We start from the raw sequence: 13,992 nt of genomic DNA on the forward strand, positions 1-13,992 counted from the left end.
TAAGCTAAACTAATTATAGCACAAAAAACAAAAAATAACAATCAAAGCGGAAAAAAAATACAATTATAAATTGCAATCAATTTCTTCTTGAAATTTTATTTTTTTTGTTGTATGGTTATTGTAAGGCGGGAGGGATTATGGCAGCAGGAAAACAGCTGATTAAAGAAAATAGTGCCTACATAGATATTTTGCCTGAATGGGCTCAGGAACTTTCCAGAAAATATTGTTCAAAAACTGCAAACCTTTACTTTGTACACGGAAATATAAGAGATTTTTTGCCTCACCAAATAACCGAATACGGGCATAATTTTTTATTTGTAAAAATAAGGGACTATATTTCCGAGGTTCTTTTTGGAAATCAAGATATAATAGTGTATTACGATAAATCCGGAGGAATTTCTTTTTGTACATCGGACATGGAAAGATCCTATCTTGAAACAATGCACAGAACCTATCCCGATGTGCCTCCTGCGGCCTTTTTGTCCCGCGATCCGGAAGAGGCTTTTTCATACCTTGAAAGGTACTTTGTGCTTAATTTCGGGAAAAATTTGAGGATTGTGCTTATTGTAGACTATGCCGAAACCATAATTCCGGCCGATGAGATAGGAAATTTGGATGAAACCGACAGGTACTGCCTTGTTACCCTAAACAGGTGGTCTCATGAGCCTTCTTTTACACGGGAAGATATCTCCATAATAATGCTTACGGAAAACCTCACAGACTTAAATCCGCGCCTTACAGCCTCTCCTTCTACAATAAAGGTGCGTATTCCTCTGCCGGATGCTGCCGTGAGGGTCAATTTTTTGGAACATCTAAGACGTACTGAAGAAATTCTTTTAGCCGAGAGAGGCTTAAGTCCTGAAAGAATGGGAGCTCTAACCTCGGGACTAAATCTTTTAAACCTTTACCAGCTTGTGGGGGAGTCCTATCAAGATGATAAACCCATAAGTTTGGATTATTTGGCAGCCAAAAAGAGGGAGATTATCGAAAATGAGGCCGGCGGCCTTTTGGAATTTATAGATACCGATTATGACCTTTCCCTTGTTTCAGGCCATGACTTTGTAAAAAAGCGTTTTAAAATAGCTGCAAAGGCCTTAAAGGCTGCAAGAACCGATGTGCTTCCCATGGGTTATCTTATTTCGGGGCCCATAGGTACGGGAAAAACCTTTATAGTTTCGGCCTTTGCAGGAGAGATAGGCATTCCCATGGTTAGGTTACGCAACTTCCGCTCCCAATGGCAGGGGGCCACCGAATCGAATCTTGAAAAGGTCTTAAATATTTTGCGGGCTATGTCGCCTGTGGCTGTAATGATAGATGAGGCCGATGTAGTGCTTGGAAACCGCACTGCAAACGATGTATCGGGTACTTCGAGCAGGGTCTTTGCCCAGATAGCGAATTTTATGGGAAACACTGCATACCGGGGAAAGATTATCTGGTTTTTGATTACCTGCCGCCCCGATTTGATTCCTGTCGACTTAAAACGGCAGGGCAGGGCTGAAGAGCATCTGGCTCTTTTTTACCCCGAAACCGATGCCGAAAGGTTAGATCTTTTTGAAACCCTCCAAAGAAAGCTCCGTATCAAGCTCCATGAGGTAAACTTAAATTCTGTTATTAAAAAGATTAAATTCGATGTATCCGGTGCAGATATTGAAGCCATACTTGTGCGGGCAAAAATGAATGCAACTGTTGAAGGCCGTGCTATGGTTATACAAAAAGACTTGGAGGAAACTATAGCCGATTTTATTCCGCCTTCTTATCCCTATGAGATAGAACTGCAAAATTTGGTAGCGGCAATAGAGTGCACAAGCAAGGAGATGGTCCCGAAAAAATATCAATCGATGCAGCGTTCGGCCATGTCTGCCGAAATATTCGAGATAAAACAGCTTTTAGGCGAAAAATAATTAAATATCGGCTTGACACGCTATATATAGTGTGTTATCCTGTAGGATATATTTAGATACGCTATTTTTGGGAGGGATGGATGCCGGCTTTTTAGGCATCCTGTAAGTAAAGTATGAGATGTCCGCATTGCGGAAATTGCGACGATAAGGTTATGGAATCGAGAACTCTGGCTCAAGGGGCTTGTATACGCAGAAGAAGAGAATGTCTTGCCTGCGGCTACCGCTTTACAAGCTATGAGCATATCGAAGAAAAACCCTTTATGGTTATCAAAAAGGACGGCCGCAGGGAACCCTTTGACCGTAAAAAACTTGAAAAGGGCATTGAAAGGGCTCTTGAAAAGCGTCCCGTTTCATTAAACTCTATAGAAAATATTGTTACCGAAATTGAAGATCAGGCAGTTTTAAGTTCCGGCCTTAACAAAGAAATAGAAACCACTGCTCTGGGTGAAATGGTTCTGTCTCATTTATATTCAATAGATAAGGTGGCCTATATCCGCTTTGCCTCAGTTTACAAGCAATTCAGCAATTTGGATGAGTTTGTCAGCGAGGTAAAAAAGGTTCGAAAAATAACTAAATAATGTAAATAAATTGGGAGGTATTAAAAGTTTATGGAGGAAAAAACTACAAATCAAACGGTTTTTCCTGAGTGGAAGTCCTTTTTAGGTACTATGGAAAAAGCAAAGCCTGAAATTTTGCGTTCTGTGGTAAAGCGATCGGGTGAGATTGAGGCGTATAACCGAAAAAAGATAGAAAAAGCTATCAATAAGGCTATAGCTGCTGTTGAAGGAAGCCCGAATGACGAAAAGGCTGCTTTTTTAACCGACAAGGTCGAAGAAAAGCTTAAAGCTATTATGGCTTCACGCTATGCCCATTCTATCCCTGCAATTGAAGAGATTCAGGATGTTGTAGAGCTTGTTTTAATAGAACAGCAGGAAGCCCGTCTTGCAAAGGCCTATATTCTTTACAGGGCAAAGAGGGAGGCCGTGCGGGATGCGGAAAGCCTCATGCTCAATATCAACAGCACCATGGACGGCTATTTAAGCCAATCCGACTGGCGCGTAAAAGAAAATGCCAATGTAAATTTTTCATTGGGCGGTCTTATTCTTCATAACTCCGGAACCATTACGGCAAACTATTGGCTTAAAAATATATATACGCCTGCCATTGCCGAAGCCCATATAACGGCAGCCTTTCATATCCATGACCTTTCAATGTTTTCAGGCTACTGTGCAGGCTGGTCTTTAAGGCAGCTCATCCACGAAGGCTTGGGCGGTGTTCCCGACAAGATTACCTCAAAGCCTCCAAAACATTTATCGACTCTTATTCAGCAGATAGTCAACTTTTTAGGCATAATGCAAAACGAGTGGGCCGGCGCTCAGGCCTTCAGCTCCTTTGATACCTATTTGGCTCCCTTCGTAAAAAAGGATGATATGAACGAAGCAAGCGTAAAGCAATGCCTTCAAAGCTTTGTTTACGGAGTAAATACTCCTAGCCGCTGGGGTTCTCAGGCTCCCTTTACAAACATAACCTTGGACTGGGTATGTCCTCCCGACCTTGCAAATCAAAAGGCCGTTGTCGGAGGCGAGACTCAAGACTTTACCTACGGCGACTGTCAAAAAGAGATGGATATGATAAATAAGCTCTTTATCGAGCTCATGCTTGAAGGGGATGCCGCAGGCCGAGGTTTTCAATATCCGATTCCGACTTATAACATCACTTCAGATTTTGATTGGACAAGCCCTAATGCAAAATTGCTTTTTGAGATGACTGCCCGGTACGGTACGCCTTATTTTCAAAACTTTATAAATTCCGACTTAAACCCGGGGGATGTCCGTTCTATGTGTTGCCGGCTTCAACTGGATAAAAGGGAACTGCGTAAAAGAGGAGGCGGTCTTTTCGGTTCGGATGAGTTTACAGGCTCCATAGGGGTTGTTACCATCAACATGCCTCAAATAGGATATCTCGCAAAAACCGAAAAGGACTATTTTGACCGATTGGACTATCTTATGGATATAGCAAAGCAAAGCCTTGAGATGAAGCGTAAGGTAATCGAAAAGCTCTTGGAAGGCGGCCTTTTCCCTTATACAAAAAGATATTTACATCATTTAAATAACCACTTTTCGACTATAGGAATTTGCGGTATGAACGAGTCCTGCTTAAACTTTTTGGGAGAGGATATTGTGAGTGCAAGAGGAAAGGCCTTTGCCGAAAAGGTTTTAACATACATGAGAAACCGCCTTGCCGACTTCCAGGAAGAAACAGGCAGCTTGTTCAACCTTGAAGCCACTCCGGCAGAGAGTACCTCTTACAGACTCGCACGCCACGATAAAAATCAGTTTCCCGATATAATAACTTCAGGGGATGCCGAGCCTTATTACACCAATTCAAGTCAGCTTCCGGTTGCCTACACTACAGATGTATTTGAAGCCTTGGATCATCAAGAAAGTTTACAGCGTAAGTATACGGGCGGAACGGTTTTTCATATCTTCTTGGGCGAGTCTATAAAGGATTGGGAATCATGCAGGGATCTGGTTAAGGCTGTTGCTAACAATTACCGTATTCCTTATTTTTCAATTTCGCCGACATTTTCGATATGCCCAATTCACGGCTATCTTGAGGGCGAGCATTTTGAGTGCCCTTATTGCAAGCGTGAAAAACAGGCGAAGCTTGAATTAAAATTGGCTGAACTTGAAAAAGAAAAATCTGAAGTGTTAAGTACGGTTTCTAAAAATTAAGGTTTTTAGAAAGAAAAAAAATAAATTCTTCATGGAGGAAAAAAATGAAGCAAAAAAAGGTTGACCCTTCAAGGGTTTTTGGAGCTTTACGTACAATAATAGTATTGATAGTTATAGCTCTTATAGCCTTTTCGGGGATAAAGGTTATCCCTACAACAGATAACGGAGTTGTTACCCGTTTCGGTAAATATACAAGGACCCTTGCTCCGGGGCTTAACTTTGTAATTCCCTTTGTAGATCAAGTTTATAAGGTTCCTATTAAGACCGTTCAAAAGGAAGAATTCGGATTTAGAACATCGCGGTCGGGAGAAAGAAGCGAATATCAAAATTCAATGCTTCACGAATCTTCGATGCTTACAGGAGACCTAAACATTATAAATGTTGAATGGGTTATTCAGTATAAAATAGTTGATCCTAAGGCCTGGCTTTTTAATGTAGAAGAATCTCAAAGAAATAAAACAGTCAGAGATGTTTCAAAATCCGTTGTCAACAGTTTGGTGGGCGACAGGGCTATTATGGACATAATCAGCTTGGACCGCGACAGCATCGCAGTTTTGGCTCAAGAAAAAATGAATGAAAAATATAAGCAGATGGGACTTGGGATTTCCGTTTCATCGGTTCAGCTGCAAAACATTGTTCCGCCTGAGGAAGTTCAAGCTGCCTTCGAGGACGTAAACATCGCAATTCAAGATATGAATAGGCTAATAAACGAAGGAAAAGAAGCCTATAATAAGGAAATTCCTAAGGCAAAGGGTGAAGCTCAAAAGATGATTGAAGAAGCAAGAGGTTATGCTTCCGAAAGGATAAACAAGGCTAAGGGTGATGTTGCCCGATTTAATGCCGTTTATTCCGAATATGTAAAGGCTCCCGACATTACGAGAAGAAGGCTCTACCTTGAGACTTTGGATTCTATTTTTAAAAATAATGAAAACGTTACGCTCATAGATAAAAACTTAAAAAGCTTTTTACCTTTAAAAGATTTAAATAAGGGAGGAAATTGATTTTATGGAAAACTATGAAAATGTAAATGCTGAAGATGTTCAATATGAAAAATCTTCTTCCAAAAATAAGATAAAGCCCGAAAAAACAAAAAAAGATAAAAAAGGACTCGGATGGTTTTTCTTTGCAGTTATTATAATTGTTTTATTTTTATTCTTAAAGCCTTTTTATATTTTAAATGAGGGAAATGTTGCCATCATCACAAAATTCGGTGCTGTTGTAAAGACCGAAAAAGAAGCCGGCCTTCATTTTAAAATGCCCTTAATTCATACCGTAAACAAGTATACGGCTAAGCTCCTGCGCTTGGACGGTGATCCTCAAAAAATTCTTACTTTAGAAAAACAATATCTCAAAGTAGATACCACCAGCCGATGGCGTATAGTTGACGTAAAAAAGTTTTATGAATCTCTTACCACCTATGAAAGTGCTTATTCCCGCCTTTCGGATATTGTAGATTCATCGGTTAGAGACATTATTTCGGTGAACAGTCTTGCCGACGTTGTTCGAAGTTCCAATATTATAAATGAAAGCAAAAACAATGAAGAGTTTAACCTTGAAAATGCCGAAGTTGATCTAGGCTCGATAAAAACCGAAAAGGTTAGCTTTCCTGTGATAAAAAAAGGCCGGGAAGCTCTTGCAGATGAGATTTTAAAGAGGGCAAACAGCCAGCTTGGAGAATTCGGTTTGGAAGTGGTTGACCTTATTTTTAAAGGAATTAAGTATTCGGATGAGCTTGAAAATTCCGTGTTCAGCCGAATGATAAAGGAAAGAAACCAGATTGCAGGAACTTTTAGGTCTACGGGTGACGGCGAAAAACTTAAAATCTTAGGGGAATTGGAAAACGAAAAACGGACTATCTTGTCTCAGGCCTATGCCGAAGCTGAAAGGATAAAGGGCGATGCGGATGCAAAGGCTGTTGCAATCTATGCCGAAAGCTACGGCAAGTCTCCCGAATTTTACAGCTTTTGGAAGAGCATGGAAATTTATAAAAATTCCTTGCCCGAGACCGAAAAAATTCTTTCAACCGACATGGAATATTTTCAGTATCTGTATAAGCATTAACCTTAGAAAAAGTTTTTCCGATATTGTATAGGAGGTTTGATAAACAGTTCGGCACAAATGGTGCCTCTCTGTTTATCTGACGAGTTTTAAAAAATTTTTATGGGAGGTAAAAGTTTTGAGAAGAAGCGGAACTATAGGACGAATTATTGTTCTTTTAATATTGATTATTTTACTCGTGTTCGGAGGCCTATTGTGGTTTGACTATTTAGGTCTAATCAGCTCACGAACTTTGTTTTCTCCTGTTTACTCCCTTTTCGGCTTAAAAACTGCTGAAGGTATTGCTCCATTAGATGCCGATGAGATGGCTGATTTGGAAAATGACCGCTACGAAAAACGTCTTTTGGCTTTGGAAGTCCGATCGCAGGAACTGGATAAACGGGAAGAAGATGTTCAATCGAAAGAAAATGAAAATAAACAGGTTGCCGAGGAACTGGATGACCGCAGGCTGGCTATAGAAGAAAAAGAAAAGAATTTTAACCTTTTAATGGTGGAGCGGGATTCCCGTGAAGCCAATATAGTTCAAATAGCAAAATATATTAACGGTATGCCTCCTGAAAAGGCTGTTGCCAACCTCCTTTCGATGGATGATCAGGATGTAATAGATGTGCTTAGAGCCGTAGAAAAGATGGCAATAGAGGAAGGTAAAAACTCTTCGGTTGCTTATTGGTTTTCTTTGATGCCTGCTTCCAGGGCTGCAGAGATTCAGCGTAAGATGGCAAATAAGCCTGTTACCTTCCCGTAATAGGTAATTTAGACTTAAACCAATGTTTTTTCCTACGATTTCGTTTGCCGTATTTTTTCTCTCAGTGTTTTTTTTATACTGGTATATTTTTAGGCAGGAAAAAGAACGGAAAATACTTTTGACGGCCGCCTCTTATTTTTTCTATGCGATGTGGGATTGGCGTTTTTGTATCCTGCTTTTTGTTTTTACCCTTATAAATTATTTTTACGGCTTTCTTATCGATAAAGAAAAAAATTACGTACCCAGAAAGGCTATCGTAATCATTATCTGCATTCTCGATATTTTGTATTTGGGATTTTTTAAATACCTTTACGGACTGCTTTCGTATTTAAATACCTTTTTTCCCGATATGTACTCAGTATCGCCTTTTTTAAGCCATGTACGCTCTTGGTCTCTTTTACTTCCTGTAGGTATTTCTTATTATACCTTCCGATGCATGAGCTATGTCTTTGATATCTATCTTTGTAAGATAAGGCATGTCAAGTCTTTTTGGGATTTTTTACTCTATGTATCGTTTTTCCCCCAGCTGTCCTCAGGCCCCATTGTTCAGGCCGAATATTTTTTTAAGGACATTCCGAGAGCTCTTAACTGTGACAATGAAAAAGGAGCAAGGCCCATAGCCTTCGACAATGCAATTGTGCTTTTAATTTCAGGTCTTTATAAAAAAATGATAATTTCAAATTTTTTAACCATCCTTGTGACAGATAAAATTTTTGCAAATCCTTCATTTTATAATACATGGGAGCTCATTTTTGGGGTGCTATGTTATACGATTATTATCTATGCCGATTTTTCGGGATACAGCGACATGGCGATAGGTATAGGCATTCTTTTAGGCTTTAATACCCCTGCAAACTTTAACCGCCCCTATGTTTCAAAGTCAATCACCGAATTTTGGAGAAGGTGGCATATAAGCTTTTCTTCATGGCTTCGCGACTACCTTTATTTCGGCTTAGGCGGCTCCCGTTTTGGCCTTGCTCGGGCTCTTTTTGCGCTTTTTTTTACGATGCTCATTGCAGGTCTTTGGCATGGAGCTTCATGGACCTTTTTGATTTGGGGAGCGATGCAGGGAACAATGCTTTGTATCGAGAGAATTTTTTCAGAAGTGAAAAAAAAGAAAGCCTTAGGAGGAGAGCCTTTAGGTGAAAAACAAAATGTAAAAAAAGGTTTTGATTTTTTGAAAATTATACCGGTCTTTATATTTATAAATATCAGCTGGCTTGTGTTTTTTTCGTCATCTCTATCGGAACTGAATTTATATTTACGATCCTTGGGAAATGTGTCTCAGCCCTTTCAAATTATAAGTCCCTTTATTCTTTTAATCTTTTTTGCAGGTCTTATTTTACAGCTTCCTTCGGAAAGTTTAAGAAAAAAAGCTTTTACGATATATAGCCGTCTTCCGATGATTTTCAAAGTTGTTATCACCGTAAGTTTTTTAGCTGCCGTTTATGCGGTTTCAACTTCGGGCATCCCCCCGTTTATCTATTTTGCGTTTTAGGTGAGGGTTAACATATGAAGCTAAAAGATACAATAAAAAAAATAAATGATGTTTTTTCTCTTAAAATAAAACCTAAAAATAAAAAATCTTTCTTTTATTCTGCCAACAAGGCTCTTTTGTTTTTTTTACTTTGTATTTTTTTCTTTATGCTGCTCCTAGGTAAATCCTTAGACGATTTTTCATCTAAAATAAAAAATCCTTATGCTGCAGAAGTGTTTAAGACTGTTGTGAAACCTGTTTCTGGTTTGTCGCAACAACTGAAACTGGATAATATTATTCCTTCTGCAAGGATTCTGTTTTTGCGCTATGCAGGTCTTGAAGGGCTAAGTGATTGGGATTCTTTTTATTATATGGATTCGGAAGAATTAATCCGCAGGGAAAAGCTTTTAGTCTTAGAGAACATAGGAGAGAATATCGATAAACCTCAAAATGAAAAATCTCCCATAGACAGTCTGCAAAAAGACTTGGAAACTGCAAGAAACGGTTTATCCGAGGAATCAAAACCGGAAGATACCGCAGCCGTAAAAAAAATGGTAGATGAGCTTGAAGTAAAACTCGAAAATTTAAATATTCTTTTAGATAAGCTAAAAATTCTCGAACAGCTTAGAATTGCAGAACTTGAAAAGCTGAGGCTTGAGCAAAAAGCATTAGAGCTAAAAAAAGAAGATATATCCGAAACTGCCTCCAAAGAAGGAGAGGCAGAAAAGGCTGATGAACCTAAAAAGGTTTATACCTATAATACCGAAAAACCCTTGCGTATCCTAATGATAGGAGATTCTCAAATGCACAGCATTGCTGCAGGTTTTTTAAGGCTTACGGGTCAAAATTCTTCGATAAAGGTAAAAGAAATTTCCGTTCACTCCTCAGGTTTTATAAGAAGCGATTACTATAACTGGCCTAAAAAATTAAAGAATGTGTTTGAAGAAAGTAAGAATGAACCCTATGATATTGCCGTAATTTTTTTAGGAATGAATGATTATCAAAATTTTTATGCAGACAACGGCAAGGTCCTCGTAAAAGAAACCGAGAACTGGGAAACGGCTTATAGGGATAAGATAAAAACTCATTTGGACGTTTTGTTTGCAAATACAAAAAAAGTATATTGGCTCGGAATGCCTGTTGTCCGGGATAAGATATACAATGCCCAATTACTTTATATCGAAGACTTACATAAAAAAATAGCATCTGAATACTCCGAGATTATTCTTAAAAAATTCTCTCTAAGCAGTATAGTTCCGGGGGATGGTGTCCCTTATACCGATACCCTTAAAAACGCCGAAGGTAAAAAAATAAGGCTCATGAAGGATGACGGGCATCATTATACTATTTCCGGCGGAGAATATATTATGAGTTCATTTTTGGAGCTTCTTTATAAGGATTGGGATCTGGAACCCTGCAAGCCTTAAAAAATCATAATTTTGCCGTTAATTTCCTTTATTTTGTATTGACAAAACTTTATAATTGGATATAATGCTTAGGACATGATTAAAAGTGCGATTAGCCTTAAAGCTCATGCAAAAATTAATCTGCATTTGGAAGTTTTAGGAAAGAGAAGTGACGGGTTCCATGACCTTGTAAGTGTTTTTGCTCCGATTTCTCTTGCCGACGATCTTTTAATGCAAAGAAAACCGGATAAAAAAGAATGTAAGGTGCTGTCTCCATTGGCTGAATTGCCGGCAGAGAACACCATTACAAGAGCTTATGAAGAGTTTAAAAGCTTTACCGGTATTTCTGAAGGTGTTACCGTGAGGATCCTAAAAAGAATCCCTGAAGGCGCCGGATTGGGAGGCGGATCTTCCGATGCCGCTTCGGTTTTGCGGGGGCTTAATGAGATGTTTTCTACTCGTTTACGGGAAGAAGACTTAAGAGCTATAGCTTTGAAAATAGGAAGCGATGTTCCGTTTTTTTTGGGAGATGGAGCTGCGGTTGTAAGAGGCCGCGGAGAAGAAATAAAAAGAGTTTCCGTTTCTTCAGATTATTTTGGGATTTTGATTTATCCCGAAATAAAAAGCGCTACGCCCAGGGCTTACAGCCTTTTAGGCCGTAAAGAATCGGAGATACTGAATCCTGCTTTTAATCCTGAGCTTTTTTGCGGCAAAGACTGCCGTGAATGGCCTTTTTTTAACAGCTTTGAAGATGTTCTTTTTATTGAATATCCTGCAATAAAAAAGGCAAAACTAGACCTTTTAACTTACGGGGCCGACTTTGCTCTTATGAGCGGTGCCGGTTCTTCGGTTTTTGGACTTTTTAAAGATGAAAAAGCAGTCAAAAATGCTTATTCCAAGCTTTTTGCTGAATATGGCCGATGTTTTTTCTTCTTGTTACTTGCGTTCTGATAGAAAGCGTAGTAAAATATTGGTAGGTAAAGATGTTACCAATATTTTATGCAAGGAGGACAGTATGGAAATTACAGAAGTCCGTGTTCAGAAAGTGAGTCCGGGGAGTAGTTTAAAGGCTTATGCTAATATTACGTTCGATGATTGCTTTGTCCTTCATAATGTAAGAGTGATTGAGGGTAATGACGGTTTGTACATTGGAATGCCGAGCCGGAAGCTGAGTAACGGTGAGTTTAAAAATATAGCTCATCCTATCACTGCCGAGTTCAGGGAAAAAATGACAAAGGCTGTTTTGGAGGTTTACGAAAAAACACCTGTTATGCCCGGGCAAGATGCTGAGGCTGGAATCTAGCTTTAGCAGTCAATTTGCGATGTAATAATAGTTTTTTCTGTTTTTGGATACAATTTAGCTTTTAGCTTTTTGTATATATTTGGGACGTCGGCAAGTGGTAAGCCAACGGCTTTTGGTGCCGTCATTCCGTAGGTTCGAATCCTACCGTCCCAGTTTTGAGACCGCTTTTATCGGCGGTCCTTTTTGCAAACTAAATAATTGGTAGTAGAGGAGTTCTGGGATTATGGAACAGAGACTGTTAAATGCGAATGAAAGATCTACATACGGTAAAAATGCCGCTGTAAAAATGAGAAGAGCGGGAAGAATTCCTGCAGTAATGTATGATAGGCACGGCAAATCCGTTTCTCTTGATGTTGATGAAAGAGAATTTATGAAACTTTTTAAACTTGTTACCGAAAGTACTATTGTAACATTAAATGCAGCGGGAAAGGATTACGAAGTTTTTATTAAAGATTTTCAGCATGATATTGTTACGGATAAGATTAAACATATCGACTTTTACGAGGTAGAAAGAGGAAAGACCTTACGTACAAAGGTTAAGATCAGACTTGAAGGTTCTCCCGAAGGTGTACGTCATGGCGGTATTCTTGAGACAGGTATAACCGAGCTTGAACTTGAGTGTCTGCCTAAGGATCTGCCTCCCAGAATCGTTGTTGATGTTTCAGCCCTTGATGTAAATCAGTCGCTCCATGTCAGGGATATTAAACTTCCTGAGGCTGTTACCGTTTTAACAAGCGATGATATAACTGTTGCAGCCATCAAGTTTGCTGCAGCCGAGACTTCAACTCCTGCTGCTGAGGCCGAAGGCGAAGAAGCTGCTTCTACTGAAGCTGCCCCTGCTGCAGAAGAGGCTAAATAAGTCTTATTTTTATGAATAAAAACCTTCCGCTTCCTTAAGTTAAAGAACGGAAGGTTTTTTTGTTTATTCTGTATTTTAAAAAACTGATTTTTTCCCCTTTCATAACTGTTGACCATTTTTATAAATTATGTAAAATCTATCATATGGTAAAATCGTTTTTAAAAGAAGTGCTTCTTGGCTTTTCCTCCCTATCCGATAAAAAGATCGGCCGAGATGCCGCTCCTGTAAGACTCCTGCTTGCCGTTTCCGGAGGAGCCGATTCTATGGCCATGCTTTCAGCCTTCTTGGAATTAAAGAGCGATATAAAAGCCGAAATTTTTGTCATAACCGTAAACCACAATATAAGGCCTGAAAATGAAACCTTAGGCGATGCACAATTTGTTTTAGACTTTTGTAAAAATAAGTGCCCCTGTATCTTAGCCGAAATTCCTAAAAATAGGGTATTCGATGAAGCCCGAAGCAGAAAAACGGGAATTGAAGATGCTGCCCGCTTTTTGAGGTACAATGAGTTTGAAAAGACGGCGGATTCCTTAAATGCCGATTATATTTTGACGGCCCACAACAAAAACGATAATTATGAAACAGTTTTGATGAGGCTCTTTCAAGGTGCCGGTCCTGAAGCCCTTATGGGGATTTCTCCAAGACGGGGCAGATTTATCCGCCCGCTTCTTAATATTAGCCGGTCAGAAATAGAAGAATATTTAAAAGAAAAAAATATCCCGTGGAGAGAAGATGCTACTAATTTTGAGACCTCCTATCTTAGGAACAAGGTCAGGCATAATCTTATTCCTGCTTTGACCGTTTGTTTTGACGGCTGGCAAAGCGGCTTGGATAAAAGTTTAGCAAAAATCAGGGCTCAAAACGATTTTATTACTGACTCTTATAGAACAAAGAAAGAAGCATGGATATTGGATAAGAACAAAAAAGGGGACGCCTGCTGCCGGTGTAAATTTCTTTTTTTTGTAAGCCTTGAAGAAGCCTTAAAACTTAAATTTCTTCAAGAAGGTCTCATTCTTTTAAAAGGGAAAAGAAGAATCCCTTACTCGGTTTTTGAAGATTTAATGAAGCTTTCAGATACAAAAAATATAATTTTTTCGGGCGGCTTTTGTATAAAAAAAGAAGGAGATTCGGTCTTGCTTTTTAAGGATGAAAATGATGAAAAGCCGGGGGACGTCTTTTATTCTATTTGGATCGATAAGCCTTGCTCTTTTGACACGCCCGCAGGAACATTTAAGGCTGTAGAAACTGAAGACGGTTTTTTTATAGTGCACGAAAGCGATAAAACTTGCGGTATAGGTCCTTTTAAGCCTCCCTTTTGTGTGCGCTCACGCCTTTTCGGTGATGAGATAGAGACCTCTTACGGTTCAAAAAAATCGGTAAAAAAGATTATAAATGAGTGGAATATAGACTACGAAAATAGAAATATTTTGCCGATAATCGAAGAGGGCGGGGTAGTTAAAGGAATATACGGAGCCGTTTTCGGCAAAAAGTTTTTATAGGGGTAAAAG

General features: G+C 39.2%; 12 protein-coding genes and 1 tRNA gene. All 13 read left to right on the top strand.

All coding sequences use genetic code 11. The features are described 5' to 3' along the window. Positions 1 to 137: 137 nt before the first annotated feature. The 13 genes from E4O04_RS06820 to tilS all read left to right on the top strand — a co-directional run bounded on the left by E4O04_RS06820 (position 138) and on the right by tilS (position 13,983). Positions 138 to 1,901, top strand: coding sequence for an ATP-binding protein (locus E4O04_RS06820; RefSeq protein WP_253684715.1), 1,764 nt, complete (start codon positions 138 to 140; stop codon positions 1,899 to 1,901). Positions 1,902 to 2,014: 113 nt separating this feature from the next. Beyond that, on the top strand, positions 2,015 to 2,479 hold the full coding sequence (gene nrdR, locus E4O04_RS06825; RefSeq protein WP_253684714.1) for a transcriptional regulator NrdR: 465 nt from the start codon (positions 2,015 to 2,017) through the stop codon (positions 2,477 to 2,479). Positions 2,480 to 2,509: 30 nt separating this feature from the next. Continuing rightward, positions 2,510 to 4,636, top strand: a complete 2,127-nt coding sequence (locus E4O04_RS06830; protein ID WP_253710783.1) for a ribonucleoside triphosphate reductase — start codon at positions 2,510 to 2,512, stop codon at positions 4,634 to 4,636. Between the two features lie 44 nt (positions 4,637 to 4,680). Next, the gene (hflK, locus tag E4O04_RS06835; protein ID WP_253684711.1) at positions 4,681 to 5,637 is read left to right on the top strand and encodes an FtsH protease activity modulator HflK; all 957 of its coding nucleotides are present in this window, start codon (positions 4,681 to 4,683) and stop codon (positions 5,635 to 5,637) included. A gap of 4 nt (positions 5,638 to 5,641) precedes the next feature. Next, positions 5,642 to 6,697 carry a protease modulator HflC gene (hflC, locus tag E4O04_RS06840; protein ID WP_253710785.1) on the top strand — a complete coding sequence of 352 codons (1,056 nt, stop codon included), beginning with the start codon at positions 5,642 to 5,644 and terminating at the stop codon, positions 6,695 to 6,697. Positions 6,698 to 6,812: 115 nt separating this feature from the next. Next, positions 6,813 to 7,439, top strand: a complete 627-nt coding sequence (locus E4O04_RS06845) for a periplasmic-type flagellar collar protein FlbB (protein ID WP_253684707.1) — start codon at positions 6,813 to 6,815, stop codon at positions 7,437 to 7,439. Between the two features lie 22 nt (positions 7,440 to 7,461). Continuing rightward, on the top strand, positions 7,462 to 8,937 hold the full coding sequence (locus E4O04_RS06850; protein WP_253710787.1) for an MBOAT family O-acyltransferase: 1,476 nt from the start codon (positions 7,462 to 7,464) through the stop codon (positions 8,935 to 8,937). Between the two features lie 14 nt (positions 8,938 to 8,951). Further along, the gene (locus E4O04_RS06855; protein ID WP_253684703.1) at positions 8,952 to 10,343 is read left to right on the top strand and encodes a DUF459 domain-containing protein; all 1,392 of its coding nucleotides are present in this window, start codon (positions 8,952 to 8,954) and stop codon (positions 10,341 to 10,343) included. A 75-nt stretch (positions 10,344 to 10,418) separates the two neighbouring features. Next, complete coding sequence (gene ispE / locus E4O04_RS06860) at positions 10,419 to 11,273, top strand: 4-(cytidine 5'-diphospho)-2-C-methyl-D-erythritol kinase (RefSeq protein ID WP_253684701.1); 855 nt, start codon at positions 10,419 to 10,421, stop codon at positions 11,271 to 11,273. Positions 11,274 to 11,337: 64 nt separating this feature from the next. Beyond that, the gene (gene spoVG / locus E4O04_RS06865) at positions 11,338 to 11,625 is read left to right on the top strand and encodes a septation regulator SpoVG (RefSeq protein ID WP_253684699.1); all 288 of its coding nucleotides are present in this window, start codon (positions 11,338 to 11,340) and stop codon (positions 11,623 to 11,625) included. Positions 11,626 to 11,705: 80 nt separating this feature from the next. Continuing rightward, positions 11,706 to 11,778, top strand: a tRNA-Gln gene (locus E4O04_RS06870). Positions 11,779 to 11,848: 70 nt separating this feature from the next. Then, positions 11,849 to 12,484: a 50S ribosomal protein L25 gene (locus E4O04_RS06875; protein WP_253684698.1), complete on the top strand. Its 636-nt coding sequence runs from the start codon at positions 11,849 to 11,851 to the stop codon at positions 12,482 to 12,484. Positions 12,485 to 12,627: 143 nt separating this feature from the next. Further along, complete coding sequence (gene tilS, locus E4O04_RS06880; protein WP_253707015.1) at positions 12,628 to 13,983, top strand: tRNA lysidine(34) synthetase TilS; 1,356 nt, start codon at positions 12,628 to 12,630, stop codon at positions 13,981 to 13,983. Positions 13,984 to 13,992: the final 9 nt, after the last annotated feature.

Source organism: Treponema sp. OMZ 799, from assembly GCF_024181365.1.
Lineage (GTDB): Bacteria > Spirochaetota > Spirochaetia > Treponematales > Treponemataceae > Treponema_B.